Below are 21374 nucleotides of genomic sequence, written 5' to 3' on the forward strand. Positions count from 1 at the left end.
ATTTATGCCAGTTTATGATCCAAAAAGTATTTCGATAACCTCAGAGTCCACAATTAAAGATGCCTTGCGTATTTTAGATAAAAGTCCGATGCAAATTGTTTTAATTGTGGATGAAGCACTCAGGCTCCAAGGAACGCTTACCGACGGTGATGTTAGACGGGCACTGTTAGAAGGGGGCGGGCTTAACTCTTCTGTTAGCTCAGCCATGAATACTTCACCAACTTATGGGCTTGATAGTGAGAATGAAGTAGGTTGGCGAATGAAAATGCAGCCCAGAGGACTAAGGCATTTACCCATCTTAGACATTCAAAAAACCGTTGTTAAACTTTTTTATATAAAAAGAGGCATAACAAAATCCTATAAAAACCCAATCGTACTTATGCTGGGTGGGCTGGGTATGCGATTAAGACCGCTCACTGAAACTGTTCCCAAACCTATGTTAAAAGTAGGCAATAAACCTATTTTAGAAACAATCGTGAATCACTTAGCAGAACAAGGCTTTTCTGAGTTCTATTTTTGCATCAATTATCTGGGTGAACAAATCCGTCAATATTTCGGCAATGGCGAAAATTGGGGTATTAATATCCAATATATTGAAGAAGATACTCCTCTTGGTACAGCAGGTGCCTTATCTTTATTGCCGAGTCAACCCGGACAAGATTTTATAGTAATGAATGGTGATCTATTAACAAAAGTTGATGTGACAGCATTGCTGAGCTTTCACAAAGCCAATCAAAATATAATTACAGCTTGTGTTAGAGAGCACTCTCAGCAAGTTCCGTATGGAGTGATTGAGTTTTGCGATGGTCGTATCACTCAAATTACTGAAAAACCGCTTTATCGTTATTTTGTAAACGCAGGCATTTATGCATTATCGCCTGATGTATTCAAGTTATTATCCTTTAGTGGATATTACGACATGCCAAATTTAATGGATGATTTATTGGCGATTAAACAACCCGTTGGAGGATTTCCTTTAACCGAGTATTGGATGGATATTGGACAGATGCCAGACTTTGAAAGAGCCCAAGTAGATTATGCAGTTCATTTTTAACGGTAAATCTTAGAGCATTATATGGAAAAAAATATTTTAGCGATTATTCCAGCCAGAGGCGGCTCTAAAGGCATCCCAAGAAAAAATATCTATCCGATTAGCGGAAAACCCTTAATTCAATACACGGTTGAAGCGGCGCTGGCGAGTAAAAAGTTAACGCGTATTATGCTGAACTCTGATGACAACGAAATTATAAAAAAAGTTGAAACAATGGGGGTGGACGTTAGCTATCAACGACCCGCAAATTTGGCCACAGATACGGCAAGGCTGGTTCATGCTGTTTTGGATATGTTAGATTGGCTTGAAAAAAGAAACCAATTGCCAGACGTAGTCGTTTTACTGCAGCCGACATCACCTTTAAGAGGCTTAACATTAATTGATGATGCTATAGACGCTTACCTTGAAAGTGGTTTGGAATCTTTGGTTGGGGTTAATCTTATGAAAGATCATCCTGCAAAAAGTATTCATGAGTTAAAAAGCGGTTGGCATTATTTGGCTTCAACACGTAAGTTAAAGTACGTCCCAAGAAGACAGGAATTAGAAGGTGACTACTATGTTATAAATGGTTCCATTTATATCGCAACACCTCAGTGGATTAGACAAAATGAGAATTTTGTTGTTGAAGGCAAAACAGCACTTTTTAAGACCAGCGAAATTGAAGGGATTGATGTTGATACGGTTATGGATGCCTTTTTGGTTGAAGCCTATCAGAACGCCTTAAAAATGATTAAACAGAAGTAATGTAATGGCAGACTCTAATGATTGAATTGAAAACACCACAAACGAACATCTTCGGTGAAACCTACTTTACTGAGATCAACCAGTTACTTTTTGCTAAACAGTCTTCTGAATCGGTTTACAAAAATAATTATGCTTCTTTATTTGAACCCAAAGAGATGCTCTATTTAGTCGTAGGCACAGATGGAGGTTTATTTTATAAATACATCAAGAATACTAAACTTCCAGAACATGTTTATTTTGTTTTTTTGGAGGATTTAGACGTTCTTCGTCAGATTGGCCTTGATTCAGAGATTTCTGATGGCTTGGATGAGCCAGTTTCATTAGTCTCTCATCATTTTAAACTTAATATAATTTCATCGAAGTTTTCACATTTTTTTGCGCGAAAAAAAGTTCGAATTTTAAAGTCAATGGCGGTTGTAGATAGCCAAAAAGATAGTTTTTATGGCGTTTTATGGCAACAGGTTAAGTCTTCGTTTGACACGCTAAGTTCTGCCATAATGTTAGCGCAAAACTCTTGGCAGTTTGAAAATGCAAGACTTTTAAACGCCGCAGACAACTTCATTCCAATTAAGCAACTGGGTCGTTCACTCGAAGGACTTTCAGCAGTATTAATTGGAGGGGGGCCTACGCTTGATGATTCGATTGAGTGGATTAAAAAGAATCAGGAGCATCTTGTTATCTTTTCTGTGGGTCGAGTTGCCGCTAGGTTATTAGAAGAATCAATCGTTCCTGATTTTTTGTTTCGGTTGATCCGCATGATGTGAGTTTTGATAATTCGAAGGGAATGTTTCATTATTCGGAGGAAGCAATCCTTCTTCATAGTTATCATGTGAACCCTAAACTCTTAGGCCAATGGCTGGGGCTAAAAGCTTATGGTGGATTGAAGTATGGTTGGAAAGACCAAGAGGTGTCTGAGAATATTGGATCTCCTGGACCAACAGTCGTGAATTCTGCGTTTCACTATGCAGCAGAGCTCGGTTGTCGTCAAATATTTCTATCAGGTGTTGATTTTTGCTTTGCTAAAGGCAAAACACATGAAAGTTCGAGTAATGAAGCCCAGCTATCGGCTCATCTTCAATTCAAAAATTTGATAACGCTTGAAACCAATTCTGGTGAAGTCGCTGAAACTAAATTGACATTAAAAAACACCAAAGATACTTTTGAAGCGCAAGTTTACTTTCACAAGTCGAAAAAAGCCGATTTTCAAGTGTTTTCGTTGGGATTGGATTCAGCAAAAATGAATCTTGTTGATTATGTGCATCCAGATGATTGCACGCTCATGACACAGAAAAAACAAGCTATTTTGAATGTCAGAGAGGCTTTAACGCTCACTAAATCGCAACGATTGGATGCTGTAACCGAAACTAAGAAAGAACTTTCCAAAGAAATTAAGCGGTTTGTATCTGTAAAAAGTTTTGCCAATTTAGCCTTGGCGGCTACGCCTAAGCTAATGAATGATAAAACTCAACAACCAAATCAAAAGGTTAGGAATAAGATTGAAAAGTTAAGAAAGAAAATCAATAACGCCTTAGGCGAAGATGCTGATTTTTAATGACATATAACTTTACTCATTTTTCTGAGAACTTTAATCCCGAACTTGAATCAAGTGAGCTTCAAAGCGCAATAGAGCAACTTACCATTTTCTTTGAATCTGTGAATAGTGCATCCGTTCAATATGGGCATTTACTCGAGCTGGCTGAAGAGAGAGCTGGAGTGAGGTTGCAAGAATTAAAAGGCATTTCGCCTAAAGAGTTATGCCCTTATTGGGAGAAGTATGGCGAACTCGGTAGGGCGTTATTTTGGTTGCGCTTTAACAATCCAAAAAATAATGAAGAGGTAGCAATTCTTGAAGATGGTACTAATCGTTTTCAAATAGAGATGACAAAGTCCGATACTCTTCTTTATTCAAAATTGAAAAAAACAGTTCAATCACTTAGTGTTCTTGCAGATAAAGCAAAAGAGGCTCTTATTGGCAATAAACCGCAAGAATTAAAGTATTTAAAAGAAACGGCTTTAACATTAGATTCAGACAATGAACGTTATGCTCTTATCCAGCTTATTGAGGCTATGGAAGCAGACTTAGAGAATCAAAATTCACTGGCTTTTGATCGATATTTATTGGTTAAAGAACCTTTGGCTCAGCATATTGCCCTACAACAAGCACTAAACCTTGCAATAAAGTCTGAGCGTTATCAGGATGCTTTAATGGTGCTTGAAGGTTTATGTCGTTTTTCATTAGATTATATGGTGCCTTATGCTGAAATGATCGATTTGTTAGGTAATACTTTAAATGCAGTTGATGTGTTGAAAATATATTTAATGCAGAAACCTCAGCAATATTTGATTAATCTAAAACTTGCAACGCTTTATCTAAAACTCCAAGACCTAGAAAGTTCTAGGCAGGTTCTTAACTTAGTCTTGAGTCAAGAGCCCGATAATAAAACAGCACAATATATGCTGCTCCAGCTAAACCCTACCTAATGAAAGCATTCGGCAAAAACACGTCTCTTACTCTAAATAGTCTAAATTGTTGGTGTCTGCTCTTAATAAAGAGATACCAACTGTTTCAAAAAGCTGCCGCGTCAGCAACCCCCTGTCATCCCCCAATCTAATTTTAAAGCCGTCAGCGTATTTATTTAGTTGGCGAACGTCTCTTATTTTCCTCACGTACTTATCAACAATGTCACAACAGATCTTCCCATCATTCGAAAGCCAAAATGTCGCTACTGCGCTGAATCTAAGCCATAAGCGTCCGGCGAACACATCTTTAACTTCACGCCTTTAGTAGCGTTCATTTTAATTCATACGTTTCAATCCAAAATAATTCAACCATTGGCGTTTGATGATTTGAATATAAAAATTGATTATTTTTCTAAAGATATTTCTAACGTGCCGTTATATAAACTGAAGGCACCAAAGAGAGCCTCAAAATCAAAATATAAAAAACACAAAACACACACAAAGAGTGATTGTTAAATTACTCAAGGAGAAAGAATCATGGCAATGGTAATTAACACAAATATGGCTTCAATGAATGCGGTGCGTATGTTGGATCGTACGTCGGGAGAGCAGTCAACTTCAATGGAGCGTTTAACTTCAGGCTTAAGAATAAACAGTGCGGCTGATGACGCTGCGGGGCTTGCAGTTGCTACAGGTATGACGACCCAAATCAGAGGCACAGAACAAGCGATTCGTAATGCAAATGATTCTATCGGTATGTTGCAAACATTGGATGGCGCGACAGATGAAGTGGTCAATATGTTGCAACGTATGCGTGAGTTAACTGTTCAGTCTATGACCGGTACTTACAATAATGATAACCGAGCACAAATGCAGTCTGAAGTGAATCAGTTGCAAAGAGAAGTAGTACGTATTTCAGACACAACCAAGTTTAATGGTATGAACATTATGAATGCATCAAGCTTTAGTGGTGGTGTGTTGTCGGCTGGACAAATTAGCGCTGGCACGATTGCTAGTGTTATTAATGCAAGTACTAGTAATGCATTCCGTGCTCACGTAGGTTGGGAAGAGGGGCATGACAACCGTATTGGTATTCCCTTGCTTGACTTTGGTACTTTACACACACTTGACAGCGCAACGGTTCGTTTAATGAGTGGAAATCCCACTAGTGTCACTTTTGCTTCTGCTGTAGGTTTTGCGTCCGCCGCATTAAGCGCAATTGACGCCGATTTAGCCTCGCTGTCTACCATGCGTGCAAACTGGGGCGCAATTCAAAACCGCTTGGATTACACGGTTTCTAACTTACAAAACGTAAATGAAAATATCAATGCGTCAAAATCACGAATTATGGATGCAGATTTCGCCAAAGAGAGTGCGAATTTAGCAAGAACACAAGTATTGCAACAAGCAGGCATGAGTATGCTTAGTCAGGCAAATCAGCAATCTCAGCAAGTTTTATCACTGCTGCAGTAGAGCGTTTAAAAAGATTTCATGAGCGGTAACGCCGTAACTGAAAAAATAGAAACCTTAAAAAACTACATGTTATCTGTAGCTTAAAAGTTTCATTCTAGTACAAAAGGAGATTTATTATGGCAATGGTAATCAATACAAATATGGGGGCAATGAATGCCCAACGCACACTTAATACTAGTGCATTAGAACAATCAACTTCTATGGCGCGTTTGACATCCGGTCTAAGAATTAATGGTGCAGCAGATGATGCGGCTGGCTTAGCGGTAGTAACAGGCATGAATACTCAGTCAATTGGTACTCAGCAGTCTATTAGAAATGCCAATGATGCGGTTGGAATGATTCAAACAATGGATGGAGCGGCTGAAGAAGTTGTTAATATGCTTCAGCGTATGCGTGAGTTAAGCCTTCAATCAATGAACGGTACTTACAATAATGATAACCGTGATCAGATGCAATCTGAGTTTAAACAACTGCAAAGTGAAGTAGTTCGCGTTGCAGACACTACTAAATTCAATGGTATGAATGTCATGAATGCATCATCGTTTAGTGCAGGAGCTCTATCGGTTGGTCAAATTAGTGCTGGTACTATTGCTAGCGTTGGCAATGCAAGTGCTGGCAATAACTTTAAAGCGCATGTGGGTTGGGAGGGTGGTCACACTAACCGAATTGGTGTGGCCATGTTAGATTTTGGCACGCTAACCTCTTTAACAAGTGCAGATGTTAGATTAATGAGTGGAAATCCTGCAAGTGTGACATTCGCTTCTGCGGTTGGGTTTGCTTCTGCTGCTGTGAGTGCGATTGATTCTGATTTGGCGGCTATTTCGACAATGCGAGCTAACTGGGGTGCGATTCAAAACCGTTTAGATTACACCGTTTCTAACCTGGCAAACGTGGATGAAAATATTAATGCTTCACGCTCACGTATCGAAGATGCCGATTTTGCAAAAGAATCAGCAAACCTAGCGCGTACACAGGTTCTTCAGCAGGCTGGAATGAGTATGCTATCGCAGGCTAATCAAAACTCTCAAAGTGTTTTATCACTACTAAGATAGTAAATGCATGACGAGATTTTATTAAGGGGAGACAGTTATGGATATTAATTCAGTTAATCCATTTGCTTTGAATCAAAGTGTTCAATCTACTGAAAAGTTGCATAGTGCCAATGATACAAAGTTAATGGCTGAATCATCAGTCGTCTCTCCAAAATCAAGTGCACAAAAAGAAGCAACGGAAGAATTAAAGGTTCAAGCAGGTTCGGTTAACAATCTGTTGAATCAACTTGGGCAAGCGATTACTTTTGCTGTGGACGAAACCACGCAACACTCGGTGGTAAAAGTAGTTGATAAAACGACTGGTGAAGTGATAAAACAATACCCAAACGAAGGATCATTGCAGATGATGAAAAACATCCAAAATTATCTAGAGTCAGTACAGAAAACAGGTTTATCAAGTAAAGAAGGTTTGACAGGTGCTTTGTTTAATGAAATCATATAAATGATTCGTTGAATATTGGAGGGGCGTATGAACGATTTTACGAGCATACAACCTAATAACTTGGCTAGTATGTTATATGGTAAATCTGAAAAGCCCATCGCCTCTAGCGACTATAATGAAGTAATTAAACAAGATGTTTTGCCAGAGGTTCTTAGCAGACAAATTGAGCTTAATAATTTAGAGTATCGAGAGGTTGGTGGCCAAATTAATGTAGCTGAGATAGACAGCCAAGTAGCGAGTCTAAATTCTCAGATGCAAAAGCTTCAAAATTATTTAAAATTTGAACGAAATGAAGATTCCGATAGATTGGTTATTTTCATAAAAGACAGTGAAACAGATGAAGTAATTCGTCAGATTCCAACAGAAGACTTTTTAAATATTTCTAAAAGTATTACTCAATATTTAGAAATGAATAATAAGGTCTCTGAAAAAGTTTCATCGCCAGTTGGTTTGATTACTAACGAAACTGTGTAGATAGGGCGGTAATATTTTCCTTGTGTGTTTAGCGACTTTTTAGTCGCTTTTTTTGTTTTAAAGTTTTAGTTTTACTTGCCGATAAAGTTTTTATAAGGTTGGTATTTAAAATGCTTACCATTGTAAATAATTAAACATAAATTAGAGAGCATTGAAATGGCAAATGAAATTGGTTCCACGCTACTCAATAGCATCACAAACAGCACATTTGACGTAGGTAGTATGGCAAAAGTATTGGCAGAAGCTGATGTTGCTGGCCAACGATCTATTGTTGAAAGGGGCACAACCAGAGCTACTACAGAACTGGATGCTCTAAAGTACCTTGAGTTAAATTTGCAAGCGTTTAACAGTTATGTCCAAGATCTTTCTGATCCTGCGCTGTTTAACGAAAAGAAAGCGTTATCCTCAAATGAATCGGTTATTAAAGTAACTGCTGATGAAACCGCAAGCTTGGGCTCATTTTCGATAGAGTCTAAACAGTTAGCTCAAGCGCATAATATTATAACTAATTCTAGTTATTCATCGCCGTACGACACCATCGCATCAGGTTCTTTAACCATTTCGGTTGGTGGGCAAGTGTTTGAGCCTATTGTGATTGATGCAGCCAATAATAATTTAGATGCTCTTAAACGCACTATTAACAGTGGTGATTATGGTGTAACTGCGTCTGTTATTAATAATGCAGGCAGTTATCAAATGATGTTTACCTCAAAGCAAACGGGAGCGGCAAGCGAAATTAGTTTGTCAGGTATTGCGGAATTAGAAAGCTTTACCACAACAGCACAAGCCCAAGATGCGGTAATGGTATTAAATGGTTTAACCATTTCTAACAGTTCTAACACGTTTAATGAGGTGGTTGAGGGCGTTTCTTTTAGTTTAAACTCGGTCGCTGTTGGTCAAACACAATCGGTGAATATTTCACAAGATCCCAGCAAAGTGACCGATGCAGTTAAAAGTTTTGTTGATGTTTACAACCAAATGGACACCATATTAGACGAGTTGGCTAAATACGATACGTTCGATTTAACCCCAGAACAGTTAGAGTCAGATCAGTATAAGTTTTATGGTGATCTTGCTGGCAACAGTACTTTACGAGAGGTTAGAAGCAATATAAAGTCAGCTTTGTCGGGTGCGATTGAGGAGGTATCAGGTAATTTTAATGCGTTAAGCTCAATAGGCATGAAATTTACTTTGGATGGCCAATTAGAATTAGATGAAAGTATTTTGAATAGCGTTGCGTCTAATAACATGGAAGCGTTGGGTCAATTGTTTGCAAAAGGTGGCACATCATCGGATGGCTTGGTGAATGTATTGTCTAGTTCTAGTAAAACTCAAGCTGGCTCTTATGCCCTTAACATTACGCAACTTGCAACCCGTGCTACCACCGATGCAATGGGCGTAACATTAGGCACGGATGAGCAGGTTTCGCTAACCCGAGTCACAGATAATTTGGCAGCTTTAAGCGTTGGTTCGGGGGCCACTTTTAGTTTAACCCTTGGTGATGGTTCAGACCCTGTCAATACAAAAACACTTAACATCACACAAGGCTCTTACGCCAGCTTGCAAGACCTGGCCACAGAAATGCAAACGCAGATAGACACTGGTTTTGGTGTAGGGATGATGGCGGTGAGCTTTGATACAGCGCAATCGCGCTTTGAGATTAAGGCAGCCAATTTACAGGGCGCTGTGAGTCTTAACAGCGCAACTGGTTTAGACGCGCAGGGTTTTAAAACAGGTAATGTCTACACTGGTCAAAAAATGCTTGATTTAACGGCTGCAGAATCATTTGATATTAAGATAGATGACTCGACGACCGCAAATATTTCTTTAGCAAGTGGGCGCTATACGCTGGAAGATTTAGCGTATCAACTGACCAATAACATTAACAATAATGCAGACATTAAAGCCTCTGGTAACTCTGTAAATATTGCGGCTAATGCAACCGGCAGCAACTTGGTCATGACATCAAATCGTTATGGTGGTTACTCCAGTTTAAATATTACGGGAGCGACTAATGCCTCCGGTATAAACTTTGGTGTTGTGGATACGGGTACGGTTAAAACTGGTTTGAGTGTTGACGGTACGCTTACAACAGCCTCTGGCACCATTAATATTGGGGCTTATGCCGACCAAAAAGATGGCCGAAAAATAAACATTAGTGATTATGCGTTTATTGGCGCCGAGCCTGCAGAAGTAAGAGGTTTGTCTTTTGAAGTATTGGGCGGCAATCTAGGTGCTCGCGGTGAGATAACCTTTGCTCAGGGTTTTGCCAGTCGTTTAGAAGCCATGATAAATGGTTTTTTTGAAAAAGATACGGGCTTGATTTCTAGAAAAACAGACTCATTGAGTACTAAAATTGACAGCTATGATGAGCGTAATAAAACACTTGATTTACGTTATGAAAAAATGGAAATGAAATATCGACTTCAGTTTTCTATGTTGCAGTCGATACTGTCACAGTCACAGTCAACAAGAGATTCTTTGACTGCTCAATTTAGTAATAACAACTAAAATTGATTTAATAATGAATGTTAGCCTTATAAAAGTTAGCCTTATAAAAGTTAGCCTTATAAAAGCAACAAAAGAGGGATAGCACATGAGCCTTTTAGCCAAACGAAACTTTGCACAACAATATGCAAATACTTATTTAGAAACGTCTATTTCAGAAGCTTCGCCACACAAGTTAATTGAACTTTTATATGATGGCGTCATCAAGAACATAAAGTTGGGAAAAATTTTGTAGAACAAAAAAATTATGAAAAAAAGTCTGATCATCTAAATAAAGCCCTATCAATTATTATGTCTTTAAGAGAAGGGGTTGATTTGGTAAAGGGTGGCGATGTTGGGCAAAACTTATATTCACTTTATGACTATGCATATAGAAGATTAGTTTCTGCTAGTGTTAAAAATTCGGTTGAAATACTCGATGAAGTCTTAGGTTATTTTGTTGATTTGGCGGATGCATGGCGTGAAATGCCCGATAATTACAAAAAACTGAGTAAAGACAGTCTTAATCAATTAGCCAGTTAATGAGTAAAGTTTTGGAGTTACAACAAGTGGCTAAAAATAAATTAAGCCTGTTGGCATTGTCAAAACAATTAGTAACTACAACAGAAGCTGAAAAGTGGGAAGAGTTTAGTTTGCTAAACAGGCAGTTTGTTGAGTTATATAAAAACTTGGTTGAACAAAATCCTAGTTCTTTAAACGATATTATGACTTCGCTTTTAGAGGACAGTCGGCAATATCATTTAAACATACAAAATGCTCTGTTTAGCTTGTCTTCAGAGCATCTTAAGGATGTGGCTAATTTTAAAAAGCTAAAAACTTATATTAAAGAGTCTTAAAATGGTCAAGTTAGCAGTGTGCTAATCATTAATGTCTGGGGTTAATGTTAGTTTGATCTATTTGAAATAGTGCATTTAATATCGCCAAATTTTTGACATTCGTTAAAAATCTCTATATAAAGCTAGCCTAGTTGTTATTAATAGTTGGCGGCAAAATGTCTCAAGAATACTTAAATTCTTTGGTGGGCGATGGTCCTGCCATGCAAGCAGTCAAAAAGCTTATTCTTCAAGTGGCGCAAACCGACGCAACCGTGCTTATTTTGGGTGAGTCGGGCACGGGTAAAGAGGTGGTGGCGCAAGCGTTGCACGCGGTGTCTAACCGCCATGAGCGTTCGTTTATTCCCATTAACTGTGGGGCTATACCGGCCGAGCTGTTAGAGAGCGAATTGTTTGGGCACGAAAAAGGTGCGTTTACCGGAGCCATTACCGCGCGCAAAGGCCGTTTTGAAATGGCCGAGCGCGGCACTATTTTTTTAGACGAAATTGGTGACATGCCCTTGCCCATGCAAGTTAAGTTGTTGCGGGTGTTGCAAGAACGCTCGTACGAACGCGTCGGCGGTAATAAAAGTTTTCAGTGCGATGTGCGAGTGATTGCCGCCACTCATCGAGATTTAGAAAAAACCATTGAAGAAGGCTCGTTTCGCGAAGATTTGTTTTATCGTTTAAACGTGTTTCCCATCGAAATGCCGGCTCTGCGCGAGCGTCCAGAAGACATTCCTGCTTTATTTAAGTTTATGTTTACTAAAATTCAAGAAAACAACCGCAAAACTCCGCAATTAACCGCTAAAGCCTTAACCGCGTTACAACATTATCCGTGGCCGGGCAACGTGCGAGAATTGGGGAACTTGTCCGAACGCTTGTCCATTTTGTTTCCAGGCCTGGTGGTCGATTACCACGATTTACCCCCTAAATATCAAGTAGAACTCACCGATGACATGGTGTTTATTGGCGTTGACAGCGTATCTGAACCGCGCACTGTGCCAACACAAGTCGCTCAAACCGAAGTCGTCCAAACAGAAGGTTTGACGATTTTAACACCGGACAACGACAATCCGCAAATGCCCTCACAACCAACAACAGAACCAACATCTGAGTCGCCTGCCGTGCTGGAGTTTGTGGCCAATAAAGGCACAGGGATGTCGGGGTTTCCCAGTTTTTCGCCTAATTTAGACGATGGATTGGATTTAAAGTCGTATTTGGTTGAGATGGAGGTGCAGCTTATTCAGCGTGCCTTGCAACAAACCGATGGCAATGTGTCGCAGGCGGCTAAGTTGTTGCAGACCAATCGCACCACGTTGGTCGAAAAAATTCGTAAGTACGATTTAACCGCACTTTAAGTGCTAAAAAGTGTTAAAAGGTGAACTTGGCCATGCTCGATACCGTTGAAAAAGATCGTTTAAAAACCCTAGAGCAAGCCTTTGAGTTGTTTAACGAAACTTCGGTACAGCTTACCCACGCTTACGACGCATTGCAGCGCCAAGTGGCCGAGTTGCAAAAGCAGTTGGCGGCCAGTGATTCCGAAAAAAAACGCGTGGCCGAACGCTTAAGTTTATTGCTTACCCTTTTGCCCGCGGGGGTGATTGTGTTAAACGCTCAACACCAAATTGCCGAGATGAACCCCAGCGCACAAGCCATTTTGGGCGCCGACGCCTTAGGGCGCAACTGGGATGTGGTGGTGATGAACGTGTTTTTAGTCAGCAACGATGCGGGTGAATTAATCACCCACGACGAGGTGGTGTATCAATTGTCCCAGACCGATTTGCAACAGGGTTTGGGTAAGATTTTGCTCATTCAAGACGTCACTTCCGCGCGCCAATTGCAAGAGCATATGAGCCGTCATCAGCGTTTAAGTTCTATGGGTGAGATGGCCGCGTCTTTGGCGCATCAAATTCGCACGCCGTTGGCTTCGGCGCTGTTGTATGTGTCGCAAATGAACTCGGCGCATTTGGACGATGCAAAACGTGAAAAGTTTGTGCATAAAGCGCTGGCGAGTTTGCATCATTTAGAAGCTCTGGTAAAAGACATGCTGCAATACGCTAAGGGCGGTAAAGGCAGCGAGAAAAAAATTGCGTTACCTGAGCTTTTTTTGCATTTGGCGCAGTCGGTCGAAACCCAAGTAAGCCGCTCTAATAGCGTGATTGAATTTAAACCCGTGTTACCAGGCCTGGTGGTATTGGGCGATTTGGACGCGTTAATAACCGCATTGCAAAACTTAATTGGCAATGCCATTGATATTGTTGGCCAGCAGGCACGCATTGAAGTGATGGTGAATGTCTTGCCCGGTTATAAAGTGGACATTGTGGTAAGCGATCAAGGGCCGGGTATTAGCGCCGATCGTTTAGAGAAGGTGTTTGAACCTTTTTACACCAGTCGTGCCAAAGGCACGGGGCTTGGATTGGCCGTAGTGCGTGCCATTGCCGAGGCGCATAATGGTGAGGCCTGGGTAAAATCTATTCCGGGTTATGGTTCTCGATTTGGTATTAGACTGCCATTAATTGACGCAAAGGGGGTTGCATGAGTTTTGCCAAAATATTGGTTGTAGAAGACGATGCTGAGCTGCAAGAGGCGCTGGTGGATACCCTAATGCTCAACGGTTTTGAAGTGTTGAGCGTGAGTTGCGCCGAAGAAGCCTTGGTGGCGCTAGACGACGACATTGGCATGGTGTTTAGCGACATTAGAATGGACGGCATGGACGGCTACACGTTAATGCAGCGGATTCGCGCCATGAAACCCTATTTACCCATTGTTTTAATGACCGCTTACGGCACCATCGAACAGGCGGTAAACGCCATGAAAGCCGGTGCAGTAGATTACATTGTTAAGCCGTTTGAGGCCAATGTATTGGTTGAAAAAGCCCATATTTACTTTAACCGCGACGCGTCCAGCGAAGACGATTTTGTTGCGGCCGACAGCGTGACCCAGCAGCTAAAAGCCATGGCTAAAAAAGTGGCGCAAAGTGACGCGAGTATTTTAATCAGCGGCGACAGTGGCACGGGTAAAGAGGTGTTGGCGCGCTACATCCACAATCAATCACCCCGCGTAAAGCAGCCGTTTGTGGCTATAAATTGTGCGGCCATTCCTGAAAATATGCTGGAAGCCATGTTGTTTGGTTATGAAAAAGGCGCGTTTACCGGTGCGTTAAAAGCCATGCCAGGCAAATTTGAACAGGCGCAAAATGGCACCATCTTTTTAGATGAAATTGGCGAAATGAAACCCGATTTGCAAGCCAAGTTATTGCGCGTGTTGCAAGAAAAAGAGGTTGAACGCATTGGTGGCCTAAAATTAATTCAATTGGATGTTCGGGTGTTAAGCGCCTCAAACATCGACATGAAAAAAGCCATTCTCGACGGAAAATTTAGAGAAGATTTATTTTATCGTCTTAATGTTTTTCCCATGCGTTTGCCACCGCTTAAAGAGCGACCCAAAGACATCGCGGCCATTTTAGAGCGTTTAATTCAGCGCCATTGCGGCACCCGCCGAGTAGAGCCGATGGTGTCGGCACCGGCTATGAAGCGTTTAATACAATATCCGTGGCCGGGCAATATTCGCGAGCTTGATAACGTGGTGCAACGCGCTCTGGTGATGATGTCGGGCAACACCATTGAAGAACAAGATATTTTATTAGACGATTATGACGAGCAGGCTCTTGTGCAATCGTTGGTTGCAATACCTCAAGTTAAAAACTTAACGGCACAGGTCAACGATGAATTAAACGTCGTTTATGCAGAAGATTCGCAAAATGCGTTTAATGATTTTGCCAATACTGAACGTACATTGGATTTAAAAGGGCGCGAAACCGAGCTAATTTTAAACATGTTAAAGCAGCACGAAGGGCACCGTCAAAAAACCGCTGAAGCCTTAAGTATTAGCCCAAGAACGTTGCGCTATAAATTGGCGAAATTAAAAGAATTGGGTGTAGATGTTCCTTAAATGCGCCTAAGGTTAAAGAGACCTCTACACGAGTGAATGCTCGGTCAAAAATGGTTAAAATTTTCCTCATTTTTTCTCGTACCCCACTCGTGTAAAGGTTTCTTAAAAGTTGATTTAAGATTTTTTTAAAAGACTGACCAGGCCTGGTGGTTTGGTTTTAGCTATTTATTAAAAGGTTTTGGCATATCAATTGCTGATTCGCTTTAAAAACTATGTGATAATGATTTTCTTAAAAATCCCGTTAAATTTAGCCTCAAATGTTCAATTTTGGAGTCAAAAGTTGTAATGAACACGATTGATACACAAAGCTTAATGCTACAAATGCGCTCATTGGCCAGTCAGGCGCAAGCACAACCGCTAAATGCACCCACCGCGCTTGAGGGTATGGACGCCAATGGGCAACAAAAAGCGGCGAGTTTTGCCGAGTTATTGTCGCAATCGGTCGAAGCGGTTAGCGGTGAGCAAAATAAAGCCGGTGACATGCGTGAAGCATTTGAACGCGGAGACCCCAAAACCGAGTTGTCTGAGGTTATGTTGCAAGTTCAAAAAGCCAGTTTGTCGTTTCAAGCCATGACTCAAGTACGTAATAAGTTGGTAGAGGCTTATAAAGATGTAATTAATATGCCTTTATGAGACGTTTACTCTGCGTTTGTAACGACTTTCTTATGCAATTTTTTCCCATTAAAGAAGATTTATTATGGCCAATCAACAAGCGTCTTTAGACCCGACCCTAAACACGCAACCACCGGCGAGTTCATCGGCGTTGATTAATAATTTAACTTCTTTAAGCGTCGCCAAGCAAGTGAGTTTGGTTATTGCCTTGGCGGCGTCTATTGCATTGATTGTGGGCATTATTTTATGGTCGCAAAATACGCCGTATTCGTTATTGTTTGGCAGTATGGACGCCAAAGATTTAAGTGAAGTGGTGCAAACGCTTGACACCGAAGGCGTTAAATACAAAATTGATGAAAAGAGTGGTGGGATTTTAGTTCCTGCCGACAAAGTCCCCGCTTTACGTCTTAAGTTAGCCGCCGCAGGCTACCCCAAACAAGCCGCTACTGGCTATCAACTTTTGGACGTTGAGCAAGGTTTTGGTATTTCACAATTTAAAGAAACTACCCAATATCATCGTGCTTTAGAAGGCGAGCTGGCCAAGTCTGTGTCGTCTATTAATGCGGTTAAGTCAGCGCGTGTTATGTTGGGGTTGCCTAAGCGTTCGGTGTTTGTTCGCAAAGAGCAAAAGCCTTCGGCCTCGGTGTTGGTGCAGCTGTATCCTGGGCGCACATTAAACGAAGAGCAGGTAAGCTCTATTGTCTACTTGGTGTCGGCCAGCATTCCTAACATGGAAGCTCAGTCGGTTACCGTGGTTGATCAAAACGGAAATTTGCTGACCAGCCAGTCGGCTAATACATCGATGAACATGAGCATGAAGCAGCTCGATTACACTCGTACCGTAGAAGAAACCCTATCCAATCGCATTGTAAATTTGTTGGCACCCATTGTTGGCGGTCAGCACAAAGTGCGTGCGCAAGTGACAGCCGAACTCGATTTTACCCAGCAAGAACAAACCCGTGAAAATTACCAGCCTGATCCCGCCGCCATTCGCTCAGAACAAGAGGTTCGTGAGTTTAATCGCTCGGCCGGGCCTGAAGGTGTTCCGGGCGCTTTAACCAATCAACCACCTGCAGCAGGTTTGGCGCCCGAAGAAGGCTTTAATGCTGGGGGTGATGGCGCTAATGGTACCAACAGTTCGAGCGAAAAAACCACTAAAAATTACGAAATTGACCGCACCATTAGCCACATAAAAAACTCGGTGGGCAATATTCACCGTTTGTCGGTTGCGGTTGTGCTGGACGATAAAATTACAGTAAACGAGACGGGCGAACAGGTGCGTACCGCGCTAACCGATGACGAGTTGTTGCGCTATCGCCGCTTGGTAAGCGATACCGTGGGCATGGATGAAACACGTGGTGATACCCTTAGTGTGGTAAATGCTTCTTTTGTGGTAGCCCCAACCGAAGAGTTGGCTAGTTTGCCTATTTGGCAAGAAGCATGGTTTTTAGATTTGCTTAAACAAGTGTTGGCTGGTTTGGCGGTGTTGATTATTGTGTTTGGGGTGATTCGTCCTATGCTAAGAGATCTGTCTAAAAAAGAAGTGAGTGCATTAGACTATCCTGAAGACGTGGCCGAAGAGTTGGAAAAAGTTGAGAACGTCGATGAGATTTCTAAAGCACTTGAACAGATGAATGTTGAGGTGGAAAAAACGGCCACTGCATCCGAAGCCGATTCAAGTGCGCAACACGAATTGCTCGAAAAAGTACGCGCGATTGTGGCCGCCGATCCAAAAGTGGCTGCTCACGTGATTAAACAGTGGATGTCAGGGGGCAAAGATGGCTGAGTCGGTGATTGAAGAAGTTGCAAATGAAAAAGAAATAACCAGCTTAAATAAAGCGGCCATTTTATTGCTCTCGTTGGGTAAAGACTCTGCGGCCAAGGTGCTAAAGCACTTAAACCCCCGCGAGGTTCAGCAGATTGGTTCAGCGATGACGTCGGTTGAAAATGTATCGCATAATGACATTCAGCGAGTGATGAAATCATTTTTAAACGAACTGGGCGAAGACGCTTTGGGCGTTGACCCTAGTGAGTACGCGCAATCATTAATGGCCGATGCGCTGGGCGCGGGTGGCGGACATTTAATGGACGCGGCGTTATTGGGCGATCAGGTCAAAGGGCTTGAAGCGCTTAAGTGGATGCACCCATCTACTATTTCAAACATGTTACGTAATGAGCATCCGCAGGTTGTGGCGATTGTGTTGTCGTATTTTGATTCGGATCAGGCCGCCGAAGTGTTGCGTGGGATTCCGCAGCGTTTTCAGGCCGAGGTTATTTATCGTATTGCCACTTTAACCACGATTCAGCCACGCGCTCTATTTGATTTAAACGACGTGTTGGAGAACGCCTCAAGTGATGGTGAGGGCGGGAAGCTGGCAACCATTGGCGGTGAAAAGCGTGCCGCTGAAATCTTAAACTTGGTGGGCGGCGGTGTCGATACGCGTATTTTGGACGACATTGCCATTGAACACGAAGACGTGAGCAAGGCGATTCAAGACAAAATGTTTGTGTTTGACGATATTGCGGGTATTGATGACCGTGGTATTCAAACCATTGTGGGTGAAGTGCCCAATGAAATTCTTATTGTGGCTCTTAAAGGTGCTGATACGGCACTTAGAGAGAAGTTTCTATCCAACGTGTCTAAACGTCAAGCCGATATTATGCGTGATGATCTTGAAACTGGTGGTCCTGTTAAACTCAGCGCGGTTGAAGAAGCCCAGCGAACTATTATTCAGACCGTACGCCGCTTGGCCGATGAAGAGCGCGTTATGATGCCGGGTGGTGGTGAGGAGTTTGTATAAAGTGCGCAAAACCAGCGATGATGTTAAAACCACTCATGGCAAAAGTGATGACAAAAATGCCTTTACAGAAGCGTTTATTCAGCGATTGCCTGACACGCCAAAACCGGCGCCACTGACTAAGTTAGTAAATCCTTCCGATTTGGGAAATAGTCATATATCCACATGGCAATTAAGTGGCTTTACGGATGATGATTTAAGTGTGCCAAGCGCTTTAACTCCGCCTGCGGAGGACACTATTGATGTGTTGCAACTGCAAAAGGCCAATGAAACTCTACAACAGGCTGAACTGCTAAAAAAGAAGCTTATGACATAGCCTTTAAAGAGGGCTACGATGCTGGTTTTGAGCAAGGCTCACAAGAGGGACTGTTAGCAGCAAAAACGGAAGGTTTAATTGCTGAAGCAGAAGCCTTGGTTCCAAAAGTGGCGCAGTTTGATGAGGTGTTGTCATTGTTAACCACACCCTATCAAATGTTAGAAAAACAGACATTAGATGAAATAGTGGCCATGGCTTTGCACATTGCAGTTGCCGTGATAGAGCGTGAAATTGCTCAAGACCCACAGTGGATTGCCCAGGCCTTGCAACAGGCTATTAATACGTTGCCCGAATGCGAGCCCAATGAAGTAGGCGTGATTCAAGTTCAATTGCACCCGTCTGATTTTGAGGTGTGGCAAACGCATAACGCACAACACAGTGCGCTAAACAATGCTACCAGTGGTGGCGTAAATCCTTGGCATGTGAGTGCCAACGCTCAGTTGGTTCCTGGTAGTTGTTTGGTTAAGCAAAATCAATCTGCGGTATTAAACAGTTGGCAAACCCGATTTGATGCGCTTACCGAAAATGTGTCACTGGGCAGTTAAGCGGTCGCGATAAGTTTGTTAGACAGCGCTTCTTGTTTGTCTCTTAGAGACCTTTGCACGAGAGGGGCACGAGAAAAAAAATGAGGAAAAATTTACCTGATTGAGGCGGGAAACGCAGTGAATAGCTAGCTATTCACAAGTTTTCCAACGAAAAGCAGGAAAATTTTAACCATTTTTGGCCGTGCATCCACTCGTGCAAAGGTCTCTCTTAGTAATTTGATTAATAATTTAATTTTTTCGTGCTAAAAAATAAAAGCGTATGTTCGCTTGTCATGTGTTTGCTTTTTTTGTGTTTCTTTTTTTCCTTTTTATTATGTGTAGGTTCCTGCATGAATTTTTCTGCTCGTTTTAATCTTGGTCTTGCTAATCAGCTGCAGGCTTTAACGCAGTCAATGCCGGCTGCGCCAAGTTTAAAAGTGGCCGGTCGGCTGGTACGCATGGTGGGCATGACGTTAGAGGTGGTGGGAACCTATGCACCCTTGGGTGCGCGATGCAAAATTTTAAACGGATTGGCACCCGCGGTTGAAGCCGAAGTGGTGGGGTTTAATGGCAATAGATTGTTTTTAATGCCGATTGGCGATACTCAAGGTCTTGCACCCAATGCGATGGTTCTGCCAATGGAAGGCGGGGTTAAAGTACCCGTAGGCATGGCCTTATTAGGACGAGTTGTTAATGGCAGTGGCCAGCCACTCGATGATAAAGGGCCTATCGAAGTTGAGGCTTATGTGCCTTTAACCGGTCAGCGTATAAATCCGTTGCATCGCCATCCTATTAGCCAACCATTAGATGTGGGTATTAAAGCCATTAACGCATTACTTACCTTGGGACAAGGGCAGCGCGTGGGCTTAATGGCTGGAACAGGTGTGGGTAAAAGTGTTTTATTGGGCATGATGACCAAATACACTACAGCCGATGTGGTGGTGGTGGGATTAATTGGTGAGCGTGGTCGCGAGGTGAATGATTTTATACGTCAAAACTTGGGCGAAGAAGGATTAAAGCGCGCGGTAGTAGTGGCCACACCAGCCGACGATGCACCTTTAATGCGCCTGCACGGTGCTATGTTGGCAACGGCGATTGCCGAATTCTTTAGAGATAAAGGCCTTAACGTTTTATTGTTAATGGATTCTTTAACACGATTTGCTCAAGCGCAGCGTGAAATTGCTTTGGCCGTCGGTGAACCTCCTGCCAGTAAAGGGTATCCTCCTTCGGTGTTTGCTAAGTTGCCGCAATTGGTTGAGCGTGCTGGTAACGGTCAAGCGGGTTGTGGTTCGATTACCGCTATTTACACCGTGCTGGCCGAAGGTGATGACCAGGGCGATCCAGTGGTAGATTCAGCTCGTGGGGTGTTAGATGGACACATTGTGTTGTCGCGCAGTGTCGCCGACTCGGGGCGTTATCCCGCCATAGACGTTGAGTCTTCGGTAAGCCGAGTGATGGTAGAAATTGCCTCTAAGGAACAGTTGCAGTTTGCACGGCGCTTTAAACAGTTGTATTCGGCGTATCAACAAAATCACGATTTAATTGCCGTTGGGGCGTATCGCCGTGGCAGTGACCCAGAAATAGACGTGGCTATGGCTAAATATCCAGCATTAAACGCATTTTTGTCGCAGCAAATTTCGGAGCAATTTACTCTTGAGCAGTCGGTGGCGGCTTTGGCTAAGGCGCTTGCTTAATGGCAGCCAATGGGCAACAGCGCGCCAAGACAATGCAAACCTTGGTGGACTTAGCGCAAATAGAGTTAGACAATGCGGCAAAATCGTTGGCAATGTTTCAGGCGCAGTTAGAGCAGGCAAAACAGCAATTAGCGTCGTTAATGCAATACTCTGCTGAATATTCAACCGATTTAATTGCCACTCATCGCCCTTTAAGTCCTATTCAGTTGCAAAGTCGTGCGGCCTTTGGCGGGCGTGTACAGCAAGCCGTTGCGGCTCAAACCACTCGGGTAACCGAGGTGGAAAAAATGGTTGAAATGGCCAATCAGCAGTGGTTAGAGCGGCGCACGCGGGTGAAGGCTTTGCAAGCTTTATTGACAAAGTTAAAGCAGGGTATTCAAGTGCAAATGAATAAACGTGAACAGCAGTTTATGGATGAACTGGCTACACAGGCCTCATTGAGAAAATAAGAGTTCAATGC

Annotated in this window: 19 protein-coding genes and 2 pseudogenes; all 21 read left to right on the forward strand. The window is 42.4% G+C overall.

What is annotated here, in order from left to right:
* The first annotated feature begins 4 nt into the window (after window positions 1–4).
* The 21 genes and pseudogenes from EP181_RS03670 (at window position 5) to fliJ (ending at window position 21363) form a co-directional block, all read left to right on the forward strand.
* Window positions 5–1054, forward strand: coding sequence for a nucleotidyltransferase family protein (locus EP181_RS03670; protein WP_127470454.1), 1050 nt, complete (start codon window positions 5–7; stop codon window positions 1052–1054).
* 21 nt (window positions 1055–1075) lie between these two features.
* Window positions 1076–1795: an acylneuraminate cytidylyltransferase family protein gene (locus EP181_RS03675; RefSeq protein ID WP_127470455.1), complete on the forward strand. Its 720-nt coding sequence runs from the start codon at window positions 1076–1078 to the stop codon at window positions 1793–1795.
* Between the two features lie 497 nt (window positions 1796–2292).
* Window positions 2293–3347 (forward strand): annotated as a pseudogene (locus EP181_RS03685) (6-hydroxymethylpterin diphosphokinase MptE-like protein).
* Window positions 3347–4276, forward strand: coding sequence for a tetratricopeptide repeat protein (locus tag EP181_RS03690; RefSeq protein ID WP_127470458.1), 930 nt, complete (start codon window positions 3347–3349; stop codon window positions 4274–4276). Before EP181_RS03685 ends, EP181_RS03690 begins: the two are co-directional and overlap by 1 nt.
* Window positions 4277–4792: 516 nt before the next feature.
* Window positions 4793–5728: a flagellin N-terminal helical domain-containing protein gene (locus tag EP181_RS03695; protein ID WP_127470459.1), complete on the forward strand. Its 936-nt coding sequence runs from the start codon at window positions 4793–4795 to the stop codon at window positions 5726–5728.
* Between the two features lie 116 nt (window positions 5729–5844).
* Window positions 5845–6780 carry a flagellin N-terminal helical domain-containing protein gene (locus tag EP181_RS03700; RefSeq protein ID WP_127470460.1) on the forward strand — a complete coding sequence of 312 codons (936 nt, stop codon included), beginning with the start codon at window positions 5845–5847 and terminating at the stop codon, window positions 6778–6780.
* 37 nt (window positions 6781–6817) lie between these two features.
* Complete coding sequence (locus EP181_RS03705) at window positions 6818–7222, forward strand: flagellar protein FlaG (protein ID WP_127470461.1); 405 nt, start codon at window positions 6818–6820, stop codon at window positions 7220–7222.
* 27 nt (window positions 7223–7249) lie between these two features.
* Window positions 7250–7696, forward strand: a complete 447-nt coding sequence (locus EP181_RS03710) for a flagellar protein FlaG (RefSeq protein WP_127470462.1) — start codon at window positions 7250–7252, stop codon at window positions 7694–7696.
* A gap of 156 nt (window positions 7697–7852) precedes the next feature.
* A complete protein-coding gene (gene fliD / locus EP181_RS03715) occupies window positions 7853–10207 on the forward strand; it encodes a flagellar filament capping protein FliD (RefSeq protein WP_127470463.1) in 2355 nt (784 codons plus the stop codon).
* 85 nt (window positions 10208–10292) lie between these two features.
* A pseudogene (gene fliS, locus EP181_RS03720) lies at window positions 10293–10726 on the forward strand (flagellar export chaperone FliS).
* Between the two features lie 11 nt (window positions 10727–10737).
* Window positions 10738–11040, forward strand: a complete 303-nt coding sequence (locus EP181_RS03725; RefSeq protein ID WP_127470464.1) for a hypothetical protein — start codon at window positions 10738–10740, stop codon at window positions 11038–11040.
* 155 nt (window positions 11041–11195) lie between these two features.
* Window positions 11196–12377, forward strand: a complete 1182-nt coding sequence (locus EP181_RS12625; protein WP_127470465.1) for a sigma-54 interaction domain-containing protein — start codon at window positions 11196–11198, stop codon at window positions 12375–12377.
* A gap of 32 nt (window positions 12378–12409) precedes the next feature.
* The gene (locus EP181_RS03735) at window positions 12410–13558 is read left to right on the forward strand and encodes a sensor histidine kinase (RefSeq protein WP_127470466.1); all 1149 of its coding nucleotides are present in this window, start codon (window positions 12410–12412) and stop codon (window positions 13556–13558) included.
* On the forward strand, window positions 13555–14970 hold the full coding sequence (locus tag EP181_RS03740) for a sigma-54-dependent transcriptional regulator (protein ID WP_127470467.1): 1416 nt from the start codon (window positions 13555–13557) through the stop codon (window positions 14968–14970). Before EP181_RS03735 ends, EP181_RS03740 begins: the two co-directional genes overlap by 4 nt.
* Before the next feature lie 285 nt (window positions 14971–15255).
* Window positions 15256–15603: a flagellar hook-basal body complex protein FliE gene (gene fliE, locus EP181_RS03745; RefSeq protein ID WP_127470468.1), complete on the forward strand. Its 348-nt coding sequence runs from the start codon at window positions 15256–15258 to the stop codon at window positions 15601–15603.
* A gap of 64 nt (window positions 15604–15667) precedes the next feature.
* Window positions 15668–17368 (forward strand): flagellar basal-body MS-ring/collar protein FliF, encoded by a 1701-nt coding sequence (gene fliF / locus EP181_RS03750; protein WP_127470469.1) that lies wholly within the window; start codon window positions 15668–15670, stop codon window positions 17366–17368.
* Window positions 17361–18383, forward strand: a complete 1023-nt coding sequence (gene fliG, locus EP181_RS03755) for a flagellar motor switch protein FliG (protein WP_127470470.1) — start codon at window positions 17361–17363, stop codon at window positions 18381–18383. Before fliF ends, fliG begins: the two co-directional genes overlap by 8 nt.
* Window position 18384: 1 nt before the next feature.
* Window positions 18385–18696 carry a hypothetical protein gene (locus EP181_RS03760; RefSeq protein WP_127470471.1) on the forward strand — a complete coding sequence of 104 codons (312 nt, stop codon included), beginning with the start codon at window positions 18385–18387 and terminating at the stop codon, window positions 18694–18696.
* Between the two features lie 95 nt (window positions 18697–18791).
* Window positions 18792–19241 (forward strand): FliH/SctL family protein, encoded by a 450-nt coding sequence (locus EP181_RS03765; RefSeq protein ID WP_172959686.1) that lies wholly within the window; start codon window positions 18792–18794, stop codon window positions 19239–19241.
* Between the two features lie 329 nt (window positions 19242–19570).
* Window positions 19571–20914 carry a flagellar protein export ATPase FliI gene (fliI, locus tag EP181_RS03770; RefSeq protein WP_127470473.1) on the forward strand — a complete coding sequence of 448 codons (1344 nt, stop codon included), beginning with the start codon at window positions 19571–19573 and terminating at the stop codon, window positions 20912–20914.
* Window positions 20914–21363 (forward strand): flagellar export protein FliJ, encoded by a 450-nt coding sequence (gene fliJ / locus EP181_RS03775; protein WP_127470474.1) that lies wholly within the window; start codon window positions 20914–20916, stop codon window positions 21361–21363. Before fliI ends, fliJ begins: the two co-directional genes overlap by 1 nt.
* Window positions 21364–21374 lie beyond the last annotated feature (11 nt).

This window comes from Thiomicrorhabdus aquaedulcis, from assembly GCF_004001325.1.
GTDB lineage: Bacteria > Pseudomonadota > Gammaproteobacteria > Thiomicrospirales > Thiomicrospiraceae > Thiomicrorhabdus > Thiomicrorhabdus aquaedulcis.

What these genes read in the sequence shown, in the direction of transcription:
- EP181_RS03710 (WP_127470462.1), top strand. Translation starts at nt 7,250, where the DNA reads ATGAACGATTTTACGAGCATACAACCTAATAACTTGGCTAGTATGTTA.
- fliF (WP_127470469.1), top strand. Translation starts at nt 15,668, where the DNA reads ATGGCCAATCAACAAGCGTCTTTAGACCCGACCCTAAACACGCAACCA.
- EP181_RS03695 (WP_127470459.1), top strand. Translation starts at nt 4,793, where the DNA reads ATGGCAATGGTAATTAACACAAATATGGCTTCAATGAATGCGGTGCGT.
- fliJ (WP_127470474.1), top strand. Translation starts at nt 20,914, where the DNA reads ATGGCAGCCAATGGGCAACAGCGCGCCAAGACAATGCAAACCTTGGTG.
- EP181_RS03740 (WP_127470467.1), top strand. Translation starts at nt 13,555, where the DNA reads ATGAGTTTTGCCAAAATATTGGTTGTAGAAGACGATGCTGAGCTGCAA.
- fliI (WP_127470473.1), top strand. Translation starts at nt 19,571, where the DNA reads ATGAATTTTTCTGCTCGTTTTAATCTTGGTCTTGCTAATCAGCTGCAG.
- EP181_RS03735 (WP_127470466.1), top strand. Translation starts at nt 12,410, where the DNA reads ATGCTCGATACCGTTGAAAAAGATCGTTTAAAAACCCTAGAGCAAGCC.
- fliE (WP_127470468.1), top strand. Translation starts at nt 15,256, where the DNA reads ATGAACACGATTGATACACAAAGCTTAATGCTACAAATGCGCTCATTG.
- EP181_RS03675 (WP_127470455.1), top strand. Translation starts at nt 1,076, where the DNA reads ATGGAAAAAAATATTTTAGCGATTATTCCAGCCAGAGGCGGCTCTAAA.
- EP181_RS03670 (WP_127470454.1), top strand. Translation starts at nt 5, where the DNA reads ATGCCAGTTTATGATCCAAAAAGTATTTCGATAACCTCAGAGTCCACA.
- fliG (WP_127470470.1), top strand. Translation starts at nt 17,361, where the DNA reads ATGGCTGAGTCGGTGATTGAAGAAGTTGCAAATGAAAAAGAAATAACC.
- EP181_RS12625 (WP_127470465.1), top strand. Translation starts at nt 11,196, where the DNA reads ATGTCTCAAGAATACTTAAATTCTTTGGTGGGCGATGGTCCTGCCATG.
- EP181_RS03700 (WP_127470460.1), top strand. Translation starts at nt 5,845, where the DNA reads ATGGCAATGGTAATCAATACAAATATGGGGGCAATGAATGCCCAACGC.
- EP181_RS03705 (WP_127470461.1), top strand. Translation starts at nt 6,818, where the DNA reads ATGGATATTAATTCAGTTAATCCATTTGCTTTGAATCAAAGTGTTCAA.
- fliD (WP_127470463.1), top strand. Translation starts at nt 7,853, where the DNA reads ATGGCAAATGAAATTGGTTCCACGCTACTCAATAGCATCACAAACAGC.
- EP181_RS03690 (WP_127470458.1), top strand. Translation starts at nt 3,347, where the DNA reads ATGACATATAACTTTACTCATTTTTCTGAGAACTTTAATCCCGAACTT.